The organism is Heyndrickxia sp. FSL W8-0423 (assembly GCF_038009395.1).
In the GTDB taxonomy this organism is placed as follows: Bacteria; Bacillota; Bacilli; order Bacillales; family Bacillaceae_C; genus Heyndrickxia; species Heyndrickxia sporothermodurans.
Window position 1 is genome coordinate 3162766 of the sequence record NZ_JBBPBE010000001.1, and the last position, 15537, is coordinate 3178302.

Sequence of the window (15537 nt, forward strand, 5' to 3'; positions counted from 1 at the left end):
ACATTATCTCACAAAGCACTAGTTGGACGCATATAATGATGAAGTTTATAGAAAAAGGGAGCGAAAATAATGACAGATATTTGGAGGTATTTCCAAAAGGCTGCAAAATACGAGTTATTAACTAATTTTTATAAACATATAGATCCGGAAAAACATCTACAATGCTATCAAAAGCATGTACATTATTTAAACTTAGCTAATAAAATGAAAAGAGAAAAAATATATAAACAACCTTCGTATGTTCGTTTTCTTTGTGCAACGGACCATATTGGCAAAATTGATATTTACTTAAACGGAAAAAGAGTTTTAAAGGATATCGATTTCAAAAAAATTAGTCAATATATTACATTGCCAACAGGAAAATATCATATTGACATTTATCCAGCAGGTACACAGTTATCCACTCTTATTAATAAAACAGTGGATTTTAAACCAAATACTTACTATACCTTAACAATTGTCGGTTCAAATAATAAATATCAACTCATACAATATTTCGATAAGAAAGCCATCGAATCCCCGATTACATCTGTTCGCTTTATTAATCTCCGAAGACCTCATCAACATGTCGATGTAAAAATTAAAAATGACAAGACACTTTTTACGAATGTCGCATATATGCAAGCAACTGACTATATATCATTAACCCCTATGACAGGTACGATCGAAATAATGGATTCAATAACAAAAGAAATAATAAAAACCTATCCAAACATCACTCTTAAACCGAATTTAGCCTATAGTCTCGTATTAATTGATGGCTCACTATTGTTATTTAGTTAAAGTTTTTTTAAAAACGTTGCAATATTATAAAAGGATACCTCATTAGGTATCCTCAATCTTGTTATTCTGTTGGAATTTGTAAAGTGAAGGAAATATCATCATTTTTTAGATCAAAACGATCTGCATGAACGATCATTTCATTATTTATTTTCATGCTTTGCAAAGCAACATAGATTGTTTTTTTATTCGGTTGAATCGTTACCCAATCAGGAAATTTATATGATTTTTGAATAAATTTTAATACAAATTCTACAGGGAGATTCAGATTTCCAATTAAAATCGATTTCTGTTTTAACAGTAAATCCCCGTTTTTTTGTGCTTCTGGTTCAAAAGTCATTTTTAATTGGACATCTTGTGAGAAAACTTTAATTATACCATATAATTCCACTTCGTCGCTCAATTGAACACTATAGTCAATTGGACCATTTAAACCTTCTTTTTGAATATAATGATTAATTAATTTTGTTAAATTATTTTTATCGGTGTTTATTTTAAAATTTACTTTACCACCGTTCGAAGGTTGTTTATGAATGGTCGAAGTGCCTGGTATAAATATAAAGTAACATATAGTAAATACAATTATAATGTTTATAGCTAATAGACTAAAAAATGCAATTTTCCAATGTTGATTTTTCATTGCCGCCCTTCTCCCATTGCACTTTACTCAATTAAATTTTTAAGTTTCCTCTCATTATTTAAAAAGCTATAAATTCTTTTTGCAATGAGTTCATATCCGTGATCGTTCGGGTGAAAATTATCTGAGTAAAGCAAATTTTCTTCTTGATTAGCAAATATATCAGCAACAGGTACAAACATTGTTTTTTTATAGTTATTTATTAATTGTTTACTTGTATTATTCCATTCATAAATAATTTCATCCACTTCTTTTATGTCGGAAAACCACTTAATAAATGGATTGTATAACCCTATTAAAACGATTCCAGCATGCGGATTTTTCTTTCGTATAGTTTTGATTATATTGTTTAACCTTTGTTTGTAACCGATTAGAGCTTGATTAAATTTTGACATTTCTAATTTAGAGAAATTATCTTTAAATACTTTCATAATATCATTGCCACCGATTGTAATAATGACTAAATCTGCTTTAGAAATCGATGCACCTAGCTCTTTTTGCTGAAGTCTTTTTAATAATTGATCTGTTCTATTTCCTCTAACTCCGAAATTTTGAAAATTTACTTTCTTTATCATACGCATCGTTTCAAGATCTTTTGCTAAATAAGGAATATATCCACCTTTATTTGTACTGTCTCCAATACCTTGTGTTAGTGAATCACCGACAGATACGATCGCTAAATCCTTAGGAACAGGTTTATTCGTAACATTCAATTCTTTCATTGTATGTTCTTTTATTCCGAACGTACATCCGCTGCAGAAAAGCAAAATTCCCAAAAGTAAAGTGAGGATTTTTTTCATTTTTTGTCACCCCGCTTTTACATTCTTTTTATTATAACACGTAATATTAAGGGGCAAACATTTTTTTACTTCCAATAAAACGATCATCTTACTTTTTTACTAGTAAGTGTCGTATATATTTGATTAATAAATAATGAATAATCAAATTGATATGCAAGACGGTGGACGGGCCACGGGGCCTTCATAATCGTTTCCCGGAAATCCCCCATACTCTGTCCAAACGATTCTCCTTTTTCAACTGAAATTTTGACGGGCACTTCAATATATTCCATATTACTTTGATCGCTAACTGCCCACATAGCAAGTAAATCATGAATGGGACTCCCTATTAAATTTGGATTCATTTTTTTGTAGAATTTATAGTAATAATCAATCATCGGTTTAATAATTTGACCTACTTTATCATTTGTTTTTAAATAATGCTCGTTTAGTTTATTAACGAAATCTGGTGTTAAGACTGCATGTTTTGAAACATCTAATGGAACGATATGAATTTTTTTGGGTGACAATTGCATGACAAGATTTGCAGCGTAAGGATCACTGAAGAAATTCGCCTCGGCAACAGGAGTTACATTCCCTGCAGTAAGAAATGCCCCTCCCATTAAATAGATATCCTTTACTTTTTTCATCATCTCGGGATACAAAATAAACATAGTAGCTAAAGAAGTTAATCTTCCAGCACTAAAAATAATAATTTCATTTTCATATTTTTTAATTAAATCATTAATATTATTAAAATTTTCTAATGTACCATCCGTATAAAATTCAGGAATAATAGGGCCTAATCCGGACGGACCATGAATTTCGGGATAATATGTCGGCAAATCGCCAGTTAGAGGAATTTCTGCCCCTCCGAAAACTGGGATATCGTAAATCCCTGTTAAATTTTTAAAAAACTCAACGTTTCGCAAGGCATCCTCTTTAGAAATATTGCCATAATCCGCAACAACACCGACAAACTCTAATTCTTTACTATAATAGCTAAACAACCCCGCAACCATATCATCTACACCAAAATCACTAAAAAAGAGGATTTTCTTCCTTTTAGCCATTTCATCATCTCCTTACTTACATTTATGTAAGAAGAGAACATTTTAAAGTTTGTCTATAAAAAAAAGCTCCATAATGGGAGCTAACATTTCTTCACAAAAAGTATAACTGTTTATTTTCTTTCGTAGACTTGAAATTCGTAGTCATAAGGATTTTCTTCATTTTTAGGGCCTTTTTCACTAGATATTAATTCCCATTCCGACCAATCGATAATTGGAAAATACGTATCTCCTTCAATATTTGCAAATATTTTCGTTACATACAGTCGATCAACTTTATCCATAAGTAAACCAAAGATTTCGGCACCACCTGTAATGAAAACTTCTTTATCTTGTTGATCAGCCCAGTTTAATAATTGATGCTTTGATTGGAATACAAGACAATCTTTTGCATGAAAATTTTCATCTCGTGTTATGATAATATTTTGTCTTCCTGGTAAAGGTTTACCGATTGATTCAAACGTTTTTCTTCCCATTACGATTGGATGGCCCATAGTTGTTTTTTTAAAATATTTTAGATCTTCGGGAATATACCATGGAAGTTGGTTGTTTCGACCTATTACACCTTTTTCATCTTGTGCCCAGAGAAAAGAGATCATACACTTACTACTCCTTTAATATGTGGATGTGGATTATAATCATGAATTTCGAAATCGGTAAATTTAAAATTAAATATATCTTTAACTTCGGGATTAATCAACATTTTTGGTAAATCTTTCGGTTCTCGTGTTAATTGTAGTTTCACTTGTTCAATATGGTTTGTATATATATGCGCGTCACCCAGTGTATGAACAAATTCTCCTGGTTCAAGATCACAAACTTGTGCAATCATCATTGTTAATAAAGCATATGAAGCGATATTAAAAGGCACACCGAGAAATATATCTGCAGAACGTTGATATAATTGACATGAAAGCTTTCCATCAGCAACATAAAATTGAAAAAAGCAATGACAAGGTGGAAGTGCCATATCCTCTATTTCAGCAACATTCCATGCATTAACAATTAGCCTTCGAGAATCGGGATTAGTTTTAATTTGATGAATAACGTTAGAAATTTGATCAATCGTCTCCCCATTTTGAGCCGTCCAAGAACGCCATTGATGTCCATATACAGGACCTAAATCCCCATTATCATCTGCCCATTCATTCCAAATTCTCACACCATTATCCTGGAGATAACGAACATTCGTGTCCCCATTTAACATCCAAAGCAACTCATAAATAATCGACTTCATATGAAGCTTCTTTGTTGTTAGAAGCGGGAAACCCTTTTGCAAGTCAAAACGCATTTGATAGCCAAATATACTGTAGGTTCCCGTACCGGTACGGTCTTCTTTTTTTACACCATGTTCTAGTACATGCTTACAAAGATTTAAATATTGTCTCATCGGTTGCACTTCCTCGAAAACTAATTTTTTTATTAAATTATATCATAGGTTACGAGTAGCATAAAAAAAATCGGCTGAATCGCCGACTTTTAATGAATCTATTATCTATTACATAGACATCCATTTTGGGGGAGTATTTTTATCCCAATAGATTTCTCCCAAATCGTGATGTGTTTGGTATTCATCAAAACGTGTATGATAATGAAAATTAAAATAGTATCCATCCATTGGCGGGTGATCTCTTCTTACATGGAAACGAATAATGTCTTCCCTTGTTTTCACATTATAAATATGAAAGATTTTTTCACTAACCCCTGCACTTGGTGTTTCTGTGATGGCTAATGATGACAACTCTTCTTTCGGATATTGAGCAATGGTCATTTCAATAGCTTCTTGTATTTTTGGAAGAATAATTTCCCGAAATTCATCCTCAATAACCGGTGTAATTTTTCTGCCGAATTTTTCATATGATTGCTTTTCTGCTTCCATCATCAACTGATCAATTATTTGTTGCCTATCTACATTGTCCTTATTCGTTATAAAAACATTCTCATTTGTAGAAGTTTGCTGAAAGCTAGAATTTGCTGATTCTTGTTTAGCTTTATCTACTTCCTGGTTTTCATTCCAAAATGCATGTGTAGGTGTTACTAATCCAAATGTTAATATGGAGACGAGTACGACAACTGATTTTCTAAGCCACTGTTTCATGTGCCAAAATCCTTTCCGATGTAAAAGCCTGCCTATTAAATATGAACTCTAGTGTTCAATTATTTTATACTTATATTGACGAACAGCAAACAAAAAGGTTTCAATATTCACAAAAAAGTTATATAGTAGTATATGATATTTATACATTTTCTTAATATTCATTCGCTTTATATTATTATTGTATCGTATTTTTCATTTATGTAAAAGGAGTATTTTTATAATAATACGTATATGCTAACTTTATTCCTTATACATATCTATTAAGGAAATGTTGAATATTAATTTTGAGGAGTGATTTTGTGGAAGCAACATTAACTTATATTGGTATCTTTATTTTATTGGCGTACTTTGTTTATTTAACGATTACTGATTAATTAAAATGTATGAAAGGCCGACAAAGCTTTAAAAATGAAAGTGTTTGTCGGCCTTTCTATTTTTCAATTTTCAATAAAGGGTGCCATAGTCACCATGTTAATTATAAATATTTATTAAATGCATTGGTTAAATTGGCTACAATTTCTTCCACATCATAATCTTCTATATCATCCCTTGGAATAAAATGAATAACTTCTTTCCCTCTAAGAAGGGCCATAGAAGGGGATGAAGGCTCATATCCTTTAAAATACTCACGCATTTTTGCAGTTGCTTCCTTATCTTGACCGGCAAACACTGTGACTAATTGATCAGGTTTTTTTTCATTTGTTTGTACTGCTTGGATAGCCGCTGGTCTTGCCAATCCTGCTGCACAACCGCAAACAGAATTTACAACAACTAGTGTTGTGCCTTTTGCTGTTTCCATAAAACTTTCCACATCGGCCTCTGTTAACAACTCTGTGAAATTAGCACTTTTCAATTCTTCTCGCATCGGTTTTACTAATTCTCTCATGTATTCTTCATATGCCATCGACATAGTTACATCCTCCTGTTCGCTTGATTAGTTAATTTTTTTACGAGCTTCCAGCATCTGCTTCCAAACAGAACCTTTTGCCTCTTCGCCACCAACAATTCGCTCTAACGCCATTTTTACTTGTAACTGAACTTCAAATTCATCATCATTTTCAGCATTTTTAAGTGCAGGAACAGCTCTTTCATCACCTTCTTCATATAGAAACATTGCCGCTCTCCAACGAACAATTTTACTCTTGTCTGTTAATGCCTCCATCATCGGTTCAATTGCTTCTTTAAAACCAAGGTCTGAAAGAGCGTCCCCTGCCGTCCGTCTCACTGTTACAACTTTGTCTTTTAAACCTTTAAATAAATATGGAAGTACTCGTTTATCTTTTATCATTCCAAGATAGACAACTGCTAATCTTCGAATCGATGCATTCTCATCTTGTAATGCCTTTTCTAATACTGGAAGTTCATCTACTGTCGGTTCTTCCATTTGTTCAAGCAACTGGTATCTTTTTCTCCAATCTGAGTCATTTAACATTTCTGGGGTTACTTTAATTAATTTCTTTAATTGCAATTCCTTTGTCAACTTTGGATTTATTGCTGCTTCCACTAAATCATTCAAACGTGACTCAGGATAGGCTGCTTTTAATTCTTCTACTACTTCTTGACCAATTTGTTCTAGATCTCCATAGCGAACCCCAAAATCTTTCCATTTTCGTAAAAGCACATAATTATCTCCTTCTAGCTGTGCTTTGTTCATAGCGTTAACAAATATTTCTGGTAATGCGAAACGTTTTTCTTGTTCACCGTCAGATAATTTCACCTGTAAAGGAATATCTTTAAACATTTGGACGGAAACATTCACTTCTCCAAAGTGCTCATCAATTTGAGACGTTTCTGTTTGGTCTGTTTCCTCATCACCAAATATTTCTTTCACCTTTGGCAAAATTTGTTGCCAATCATATTTACCATTTCGTTCCACAGCTATAAAATCCGCTACATGGTAGATTCCTTTTACCCCTTCAATTTCTAGTAACTCTTTAATAAATTGGGGAGCGGTATTCATTTGCTCTTTTTTATAATTATTACTCTTTCCGGCAGGTAGTTCTACGTCTAAAATTACTTTCATCGTATTCGGACTTGGGGTAGGTTCTATTGAAATAATTTTCACGGCTACATACCACCTTTCACTTAAAATCATTACTTTATTTTAACATACGCTACTTGTTTTTGAATTTATTATGCTTGCATTTTATTGCTTTTAAGAAAACGAATCGACAAGTTCAGATAAATAACTCCAACGTTCAATAAGATATTCTAATCTTTCATTTAGTTGATCTAACTGTTCCGTTAATTGTTGTGCCTTTTCAAAATCGCTGCCAACTAGATTAAGTTCATTTTGAATGGATTCAATGTCGTTTTCCGTCTTTTCTATTTCATGATCAATTTCTTCCCATTCTTTTTGTTCATTATATGATAATTTTTTCTTTATTAATGGTTTCTTTACAGATTCTGGCGTGTAATTTTTCTCTTTAACTAAAGTTTTCTTCTCAATTTTCGTGTTTTGTTCCAAATATTCACTGTATGTTCCATAATAACGATCGATTGACCCTTCTCCATTAAAGATGAGTAATTGCTCAGCCGTTTTATCCAAGAAATAGCGATCATGCGATACGGAGATTACGACACCCGGAAATTCTTCAAGATAATCTTCTAATACAGTTAGTGTTTGAGTGTCCAAATCATTCGTTGGTTCATCCATTAACAAAACATTTGGTTTTCCCATAAGAAGCTTTAATAAATATAGTCTTCTTTTTTCTCCTCCGGAGAGTTTTCTAATTGGTGTTCCATGAGTATTTAGTGGAAATAAAAATCGTTCAAGCATTTGTGTGGCAGATATCGATTCACCATCAGACGTCGTCACTATTTCCCCTTGTTCACGGATGTATTCGATCATTCGCTTTGAATCATCTATTTCCTCATTTTCTTGTTGATAGTAGGCAATTTTAACAGTTGCTCCAAGTGAAAGATTCCCTTCATCCAATTTGATTTTTCCAGCAATTAAGTTCATAAGAGTGGATTTTCCGCTGCCATTTTTTCCGATAATACCAATTCGATCACCAGGCTTTACTAACCAATTGAAGTCTTTAAGAATCGTTCGATCCGAATAAGACTTATAAGCATGTTGAAATTCAAATACTTGTTTTCCTAATCGACTGCTTTGTAAGCCAATATCAATGTTTTCTTTCGATGGTATTTGGCCAATAGTTGATTCTAAATGTTCGAATCTTTGAATTCTTGCTTTTTGCTTTGTCGATCTTGCTTTCGCACCACGTCTCATCCAAGCTAATTCTCTGCGATACAGGTTTTTACGCTTTGTCTCTGTTTGTACAGCTTCTTCTTCACGGATCGATTTTGCTTCTATAAAAGATTGGTAATTTCCAGTATAGGAATACACATTTCCATTATCAATTTCGAAGATTCGATTAGTTACATGATCTAAGAAGTAGCGATCATGTGTAACCAATAATACAGCTCCCGGATACTTTGATAAATAAATCTCTAACCATTTGACTGTTTCATAATCTAGATGGTTTGTCGGTTCATCTAATATTAATAAATCCGGCGTGTCAATTAACACTTGTGCAAGCGCAACTCTTTTTTTCTGTCCGCCTGATAGTTCTCCAATTCGTTTATTAATTTGAATAATCCCTAGTTTTGAAAGAATGGTTTTTGCATTTGCACTTGCATCCCATGCATTTAACGCATCCATTTCTGCTTGCAATTTAAAAAGTTCTTCCTGATATTTTTCATTTAACGGTTCCTTTTCTAATCTGAGCAGAGCTAATTCGTATGTACGTAATAATTTCATTATCACAGAATCACCCGCATACACTTGTTCCAACACTGTTAGTTCGGGATTTAATTCGGGATTTTGCGCTAAATATGTAATTTCATAATCGTTAGGATGAATGATTTCACCGGAATCAGGATCGTCAATAGTAGCTATAATTTTTAGAAGACTCGATTTCCCAGTCCCATTAACACCGATAAGACCAATCCGATCCTTTTCATTTATTTGAAGTGATATGTTGTGAAACAGTTGCTTTTCTCCATATGCTTTTGATAAATGTTCAACTGTTAATGATCTCACTGGTCACCATTCCATTCTTTAAAAAATTGTTCTAAGTACATTTCTAACCATCGATGACGTTCCTCTGCCATTCTTTTCGCTGTGTCAGTATGCATGTGCTCTGTTAATACTAAAAGCTTTTCATAAAAATGATGGATAGATGTAGATTTTTCAGTCATAGTACCTCCCTTTATCTCACTTTTATATTTTACCATGTTTTCTTTGTTATTTATAAAAATGTGTTGGTTCAGCCTATAATATCAAGAGAAATGTTTACTGTTTTCATTAGTTTGTTATAATATTAGAATATCCAAAATGAAGATGTAAGAAGGGTGATCTATTAATGGAAGAAAAAGCAACGCCATCCAATTTTATTCGAGACATAATGGTTGAAGATTTACATAGCGGAAAACACGATACAATTATAACTCGCTTCCCGCCAGAACCAAATGGGTATTTACACATTGGACATGCCAAATCAATTTTTATCAACTTTTCATTGGCAGATGAATTTAATGGAAAGACAAATTTACGTTTTGATGATACCAATCCATTAAAAGAAGATATCGAGTTCGTTGAATCAATTAAAGAAGATGTAAAATGGTTAGGTTACGAATGGGAAAATTTGTTTTTCGCCTCTAATTACTTTGATGTAATGTATGAAAAAGCAGTTTTATTAATCAAAAAAGGACTTGCCTATGTTGAAGATCTGTCCGCAGACGAAATTAGAGAGTACCGCGGTACGTTAACAGAGCCAGGCAAAGAAAGTCCTTCCAGAAATCGTAGTATTGAAGAAAATATTGATCTATTTACGAGAATGAAAAATGGCGAATTCGCTAACGGTGAAAAGGTACTACGAGCAAAGATTGATATGTCCTCACCGAATATTAATTTAAGGGATCCTGTTCTTTATCGTATTTCGCATACGACACATCATAATACAGGTGATAAATGGTGTATTTATCCGATGTATGCTTTTGCACATCCTATTGAAGATGCAATCGAAGGGATCACTCATTCATTATGTACGGTTGAGTTTGAGGATCAACGCCCCCTTTATAACTGGGTTGTAGAAAAATGTGAGATGGAATCAACACCAAGACAAATTGAGTTTGGCCGATTAAATTTAACAAATACTGTAATGAGTAAAAGAAAACTAAAACAATTAGTTGAAGAAAATATTGTGGATGGGTGGGATGACCCGCGCCTACCAACGATATCCGGCCTCAGACGGAGAGGTTTTACACCTGAAGCAATTCGTGCTTTTTGTGAAGAACTTGCCATCTCCAAAAGTAGCGGTGCCGTTGATGTCCAAATGCTTGAACATTTTATTCGAGAGGATTTAAAACTTAAAGCACCTAGAACGATGGCCGTCTTAAAACCATTGAAGGTAGTAATTACAAACTATCCTGAAGGACAAGTTGAAATGCTTGATGCTGAAATAAATCCGGAAGTACCGGAAATGGGCAAAAGACAAATTCCGTTTTCGCGTGAAATATATATCGAACAAGAGGATTTCATGGAAAATCCGCCTAAAAAATACTTTCGTCTCTTCCCTGGCAATGAAGTACGCTTGAAACATGCATATTTTATTAAATGTGAAGATGTTATTAAGGACGAAAACGGAGAGGTTATTGAATTACATTGCACGTATGATCCGGAAACGAAAAGTGGAACGGGATTCACTGGAAGAAAAGTGAAAGGGACAATTCATTGGGTTGAAGCAACTAAAGCGATACCGGCTGAATTTCGACTTTATGATTCATTAATTTTAGATGATGAAGAAGATGAGGATGGAACATTTTTGGACCATATCAATCCAAATTCCCTTGAAATTGCAAAAGGCTTTGTTGAACCTAATATGGAAAGTGCTAAAGCGAATGACAAGTTTCAATTTTTTAGACATGGCTATTTCAATGTCGATCCGAAGCATTCAACTAAGGGTTCACTCGTATTCAACCGTGTTGTATCATTGAAAAGTTCATTTAAATTATAAGGATACAAAAAACTCGTATTACATGGTAATACGAGTTTTTTTATCGTTAGAGTTTATTTTTTATTTTCGGGAAAACCTTTACTGCATTATTATAAAACACATCTTCTTGATATTTTTCCGGGATCAATTGTTGGATGAATTTTATATATGGTTTTATAGGTGCTAATGGCCAATCGGTCCCGAATAATAATCGATCATAATGGTCGCAGTATACTAATGCGTGTCGTAAATGATCTAAAAACCTTCCTTCCGAATAATTCATTAGCTCTTTTTCTGTTCCGACAATTAATCCAGAAAGATCAGCAAACATATTCGAATTTTTATACACTACTTCCGCACCAGTTAATACCCATGGATCGCCAAAATGCGCCATTACAAAACGAACTTTACGAAAACGAACTGCGACCTCATCTAATGTTAAAGGATGGGAATATTTTAATAATCCCCGTTCCGAATATGTATCACCTGTATGAAAAACGACAGGGACATCATATTTTTCAGCTAAAGCGTAAACCGGATGATAGATTTCATCATATGCATAAAAAGGATAATAACCTAAATAAATCTTTATTCCTACTACATTATCATTTTGTAACTCATTTTCTAGTAAAACGAGCGTCTCTTTATTTAATGTATATGGATTAACTCCCACACAATAAACAATATTGTTCGGTAAACTAGAATCCAAATCCAACCCCATTGGTGTATTAGTCTTTGGATCAGGAAAACCGATTCCCAATGTCTCCGTTAACCCCATACCGATACCTAGAACGACCCCTGCTTCTTCAAATTCATTTATAATCCCTTTTTTTGAATAATCGACAAAAGATTGCTCCTTTGCCGTTTCATGAAAAGAGCGTATATTTGAGAAATGAATATGTGCGTCAATAATTTTCATCGCTAGCTCCCTTAAAATTTAATTGATTTCAAGTTCTTGATCATTTCTTTATCAACTTGTTGATGGGGAAATAACATGAAAATAGGATCTGTTTTTTTTGTATGACCCGGGCTATTATTTATAAAGTCGGTTGTGTTGACTAAAGCAAATTCCTCACTAAAAATACATTCTGAATCCAACGAATCTTTACCTGAAACGAGTTGTAAATATTGTGTTTGTTCACTATCAGAAAAAGTAGTCGGATTACTTAAGCGAAAAATGTGTTCTTCGAATCCAGCTTTAAATTTATTCGAACCATTTTTATTATGCAATTGAACTGTCGTTTCTTTCTTCAAAAACACATCTGTATACACAAATTGATTGATCGTCCGAGTCGGATGAGTTAATTCTGTATAATGTGTAATAATGGGAACTCCTGGAATAGTTAAAAAGTATTGAGTAATTTTTAACCCTTTCCATTTTTCGTGATGCTCTATGTTTGTTTCAATTGCTAAGCCTTCCCATACGTTTTCATATTGATCCAGTTTTTTTACAAAGGATGTATGTGATGACTCTTTAATGTATGAAAAGAGACTTATCCCACTGAGATGGGAACTGAATCCGCCGGCCCAAGGGTTCCACCATGCCTTTGGTTCTGGATTTGGAAACGATGAATCTAACCATTCCCTCCCTTTGTATCGAATGGAATACAACGTTGGAAAAAATCCAGGTGCAGCACGAAATTGTAATTTACCATTTTCAACTTCATAAATTAATTGATCGTTCTCCTCTACTTTTCGAGAATAAATCGGTCGAATTTCTTTTCGTAAAAATAAGGACGAACCTTGTATCGTTTGCGATTCATTTTTAAGTGTATAGTGAAGAGGTACAAATGGTCCATCATTTAAACGGTGTATAAATTTCAAGGCTTCATTATTTTCTTGTTCAATACTTAACTTTCTCTGTGGTTCATCATTTTTTAATAAAGACAAGACACCATTAAAATAACGATTTTGACTCCTTTTTAATACCAATTCTACCTCGCCGCTTGAAATAATTGGATTCCGCGTTTTTGTGCTAAGTTCCACTTCATTGATAATTGGTTGCTCAAATGTATGATTTGCAAATAGTTGAAATTCCTCAACGGTTTTAATGACACCTAATGAAAAGCAGATTTTTTTTGATTTTATTATTTCATGATTAAGAATATTTCCGGTATTTTCCTCTAAATATAATAACCATCCCTCAAATCCAATTTTCACTTGAGTATCCCAAGTTATTCCATGAGGATCCTTTTTATCGTCAGAAAATAACCAATTACTAGTTACATCCTTACTATTTAATTGGTTTAAATCGGTCATTTTTGCATCATTAAAATAAACGATTTCATTGTTTAATGGTAGATAAGTTTGATTTAGCTCATGTCTTATTGGCTGATAAATATACAATTTTTCTATTATTGATCCGGATACATTTTCTATTTCTAGCCAATAGTTTAATAAACCTTCACTGAATAATTCAAAACATAGTGCTACATTTTGCTTCGATGGCTTCTCAATCTCATAATGAATTTTCATAATTGCTGATGTCTCAGTGTATTTCCATTCATATGAAGATGCTTGTTTCTTTGTTAATTCGGCCACATATGGTTTGCCGAATTTCGGTGGAAGAAGGAACGTTCTTTGGTTAAATTTTTGTTCATTTCCAAATGAAATTGCATTGTCCCTTTTACGAACGTATACTGAGTAAAATCCGTTTTGCAAATAATAGAATTCTTGATCAAACCCACCATCTTTCACACCGAAGTAAGGCATAGAAAATGCTAATGTTTCCTGCCAATCAAAGGTTTCTTCAGCCGTTTGAACGACTACTGTACACTCCGATTGTAAAAAGCCATATTTCTTAATTTGGAAAGGAATTTTTATCATACCAGTATCGGAAATAATCGATGAATAGCTATTTTTCTCCCACTTTACTAATTTGTTAGGTGACAGATTTATAAAAATTTCAGCTTCATTTTTTAAATAGTTTTCAATTTCTATATAACAGAATTGTTGTTTATTCGTGTCAAATTTTTTCGGAATATAAACCGGCTTTACTTTCATCGCTTTTTTTGGAAAAACGCCAACAGCAAACAAAGACGTCCGACCATTCATTTCAATCTTAACTTCAGCTTTAGGATGAGTGATCCATTCATTAGGTTCCTCACCACGTTTTATCTGAAATGGAAATTCTATTATTTTTTTATGTTTAAATGTTTCTTCCATTTTCCCCTGTACATGGATTCTTTCATTTTCACAGCCTTCTAGTGTTACTTCAATCGCATCATTCTGTTTACTTTGTATTTCAAGTTGAAGTTTCGATTCTCTTCCTTCGATTTGTGTATGTTGTTCCATTAGAAGTTCGATTTGGATATCATTCGTTTCAATTAAACGAATCCCTCTACCGCTCTTTTCTATTTGAACACGAAGAAAATGCTCCTCATTTTCCCATACATATTCAAAGTAAGTGAATCCATTTTCTTTTATACCATCAGGCTTCACTTCAATCTCTCTAACATTATCTTCATACCAATCAATCGAATGAAAAAGTGGTTTTGTTATTTCATTTTGTAAGACTAATGGGATAAAGTTCATTAAGTGGGTCGTATCATCGCGATCCTCCCAGAAAAAACCGCATTTCTTGTATAAAGGCACAGCTTTAACATTCCCTGGCCATGTGTAAAGGTCAATACGCGGCCAGCCTAATTCAACGGTTTTTTCAACTGCCTTTAAAACAAGTTGTTTACCTATTTTCTTGCCATGATAATCAGGGTGCACATTTAATAACCGAATATACAGTGCTTCTATATCCTCTTTATATTCAGATATTCCGCAATATCCAACTACCTTTTCTCCATCCAAAGCGAGGTATAGGAATAAATCTTCCGAATTCGCTTCTTTTTCAAGCACTTGCTCTTCAGTCATAATCGCCGAATCTCCACCCCAGCTATCACGACTTTCATTCCACATTTCAGCAATTGATTTTGCCAAATCTTCATGATACTTTACGATTTTTATTGTTTCTGTCATTGGATTTATCATCATATCCTCCTCAACTTTTCCTTTTCTCTACGTGGTGTTATCCTTTTTCTTTTTTAAACTTCTTTTAGTAAGTAAACGCATATTTAATTCTCCCTTCTAGTAAATTGGAAGTTTTTTCTTCCTTTAGTAATACTAAAATACATGTAGTCATTTGTAAATACTTTTCAGAAAAATAAATTTGTTCTAATAA

Annotated in this window: 14 protein-coding genes; 2 read left to right on the forward strand and 12 right to left on the reverse strand. The window is 33.3% G+C overall.

The features are described from left to right. The first annotated feature begins 69 nt into the window (after positions 1 to 69). On the forward strand, positions 70 to 783 hold the full coding sequence (locus MKY81_RS16170; RefSeq protein WP_108071462.1) for a DUF4397 domain-containing protein: 714 nt from the start codon (positions 70 to 72) through the stop codon (positions 781 to 783). A 61-nt stretch (positions 784 to 844) separates the two neighbouring features. Here MKY81_RS16170 and MKY81_RS16175 read toward each other — a convergent pair whose 3' ends face one another. The 10 genes from MKY81_RS16175 to MKY81_RS16220 all read right to left on the reverse strand — a co-directional run bounded on the left by MKY81_RS16175 (position 845) and on the right by MKY81_RS16220 (position 9570). Further along, positions 845 to 1420 (reverse strand): YpmS family protein, encoded by a 576-nt coding sequence (locus tag MKY81_RS16175; RefSeq protein ID WP_108071460.1) that lies wholly within the window; start codon positions 1418 to 1420, stop codon positions 845 to 847. A gap of 23 nt (positions 1421 to 1443) precedes the next feature. Beyond that, positions 1444 to 2139 (reverse strand): SGNH/GDSL hydrolase family protein, encoded by a 696-nt coding sequence (locus MKY81_RS16180; RefSeq protein ID WP_341118332.1) that lies wholly within the window; start codon positions 2137 to 2139, stop codon positions 1444 to 1446. A 161-nt stretch (positions 2140 to 2300) separates the two neighbouring features. Further along, positions 2301 to 3269, reverse strand: coding sequence for a nucleoside hydrolase (locus MKY81_RS16185; RefSeq protein ID WP_108071456.1), 969 nt, complete (start codon positions 3267 to 3269; stop codon positions 2301 to 2303). Between the two features lie 110 nt (positions 3270 to 3379). Beyond that, the gene (locus MKY81_RS16190; RefSeq protein WP_108071454.1) at positions 3380 to 3865 is read right to left on the reverse strand and encodes a dihydrofolate reductase; all 486 of its coding nucleotides are present in this window, start codon (positions 3863 to 3865) and stop codon (positions 3380 to 3382) included. Continuing rightward, a complete protein-coding gene (locus tag MKY81_RS16195; RefSeq protein ID WP_108071452.1) occupies positions 3862 to 4656 on the reverse strand; it encodes a thymidylate synthase in 795 nt (264 codons plus the stop codon). The genes MKY81_RS16190 and MKY81_RS16195 overlap by 4 nt, the downstream gene beginning before the upstream one ends. A 108-nt stretch (positions 4657 to 4764) precedes the next feature. Next, the gene (locus tag MKY81_RS16200; RefSeq protein WP_341118333.1) at positions 4765 to 5364 is read right to left on the reverse strand and encodes a YpjP family protein; all 600 of its coding nucleotides are present in this window, start codon (positions 5362 to 5364) and stop codon (positions 4765 to 4767) included. Between the two features lie 475 nt (positions 5365 to 5839). After that, a complete protein-coding gene (locus MKY81_RS16205; protein ID WP_108071448.1) occupies positions 5840 to 6274 on the reverse strand; it encodes a BrxA/BrxB family bacilliredoxin in 435 nt (144 codons plus the stop codon). Positions 6275 to 6298: 24 nt separating this feature from the next. After that, entirely contained in the window at positions 6299 to 7429 is a 1131-nt protein-coding gene (locus MKY81_RS16210; RefSeq protein ID WP_108071446.1) for a conserved virulence factor C family protein, read from the reverse strand. A 90-nt stretch (positions 7430 to 7519) separates the two neighbouring features. Next, a complete protein-coding gene (locus MKY81_RS16215) occupies positions 7520 to 9412 on the reverse strand; it encodes an ABC-F family ATP-binding cassette domain-containing protein (protein WP_108071444.1) in 1893 nt (630 codons plus the stop codon). Further along, on the reverse strand, positions 9409 to 9570 hold the full coding sequence (locus MKY81_RS16220; protein ID WP_181294635.1) for a hypothetical protein: 162 nt from the start codon (positions 9568 to 9570) through the stop codon (positions 9409 to 9411). The genes MKY81_RS16215 and MKY81_RS16220 overlap by 4 nt, the downstream gene beginning before the upstream one ends. 164 nt (positions 9571 to 9734) lie before the next feature. On the opposite strand from MKY81_RS16220, the gene MKY81_RS16225 reads away from it, so the two are divergent. Further along, positions 9735 to 11387 carry a glutamine--tRNA ligase/YqeY domain fusion protein gene (locus tag MKY81_RS16225; RefSeq protein WP_341118334.1) on the forward strand — a complete coding sequence of 551 codons (1653 nt, stop codon included), beginning with the start codon at positions 9735 to 9737 and terminating at the stop codon, positions 11385 to 11387. Positions 11388 to 11433: 46 nt separating this feature from the next. On the opposite strand, the gene MKY81_RS16230 is transcribed toward MKY81_RS16225, so the two are convergent. Together MKY81_RS16230 and MKY81_RS16235 are read right to left on the reverse strand one after the other, a co-directional pair. Further along, a complete protein-coding gene (locus MKY81_RS16230; RefSeq protein WP_108071440.1) occupies positions 11434 to 12285 on the reverse strand; it encodes an amidohydrolase family protein in 852 nt (283 codons plus the stop codon). 11 nt (positions 12286 to 12296) lie between these two features. Beyond that, positions 12297 to 15347 carry a GNAT family N-acetyltransferase gene (locus MKY81_RS16235; RefSeq protein ID WP_181294634.1) on the reverse strand — a complete coding sequence of 1017 codons (3051 nt, stop codon included), beginning with the start codon at positions 15345 to 15347 and terminating at the stop codon, positions 12297 to 12299. Positions 15348 to 15537: the final 190 nt, after the last annotated feature.

Excerpts from the sequence above, each read along its gene's own strand:
- MKY81_RS16170 (WP_108071462.1), top strand. The coding sequence starts at position 70 with ATGACAGATATTTGGAGGTATTTCCAAAAGGCTGCAAAATACGAGTTA.
- MKY81_RS16175 (WP_108071460.1), bottom strand. The coding sequence starts at position 1,420 with ATGAAAAATCAACATTGGAAAATTGCATTTTTTAGTCTATTAGCTATA.
- MKY81_RS16180 (WP_341118332.1), bottom strand. The coding sequence starts at position 2,139 with ATGAAAGAATTGAATGTTACGAATAAACCTGTTCCTAAGGATTTAGCG.
- MKY81_RS16185 (WP_108071456.1), bottom strand. The coding sequence starts at position 3,269 with ATGGCTAAAAGGAAGAAAATCCTCTTTTTTAGTGATTTTGGTGTAGAT.
- MKY81_RS16190 (WP_108071454.1), bottom strand. The coding sequence starts at position 3,865 with ATGATCTCTTTTCTCTGGGCACAAGATGAAAAAGGTGTAATAGGTCGA.
- MKY81_RS16195 (WP_108071452.1), bottom strand. The coding sequence starts at position 4,656 with ATGAGACAATATTTAAATCTTTGTAAGCATGTACTAGAACATGGTGTA.
- MKY81_RS16200 (WP_341118333.1), bottom strand. The coding sequence starts at position 5,364 with ATGAAACAGTGGCTTAGAAAATCAGTTGTCGTACTCGTCTCCATATTA.
- MKY81_RS16205 (WP_108071448.1), bottom strand. The coding sequence starts at position 6,274 with ATGTCGATGGCATATGAAGAATACATGAGAGAATTAGTAAAACCGATG.
- MKY81_RS16220 (WP_181294635.1), bottom strand. The coding sequence starts at position 9,570 with ATGACTGAAAAATCTACATCTATCCATCATTTTTATGAAAAGCTTTTA.
- MKY81_RS16225 (WP_341118334.1), top strand. The coding sequence starts at position 9,735 with ATGGAAGAAAAAGCAACGCCATCCAATTTTATTCGAGACATAATGGTT.
- MKY81_RS16230 (WP_108071440.1), bottom strand. The coding sequence starts at position 12,285 with ATGAAAATTATTGACGCACATATTCATTTCTCAAATATACGCTCTTTT.
- MKY81_RS16235 (WP_181294634.1), bottom strand. The coding sequence starts at position 15,347 with ATGATAAATCCAATGACAGAAACAATAAAAATCGTAAAGTATCATGAA.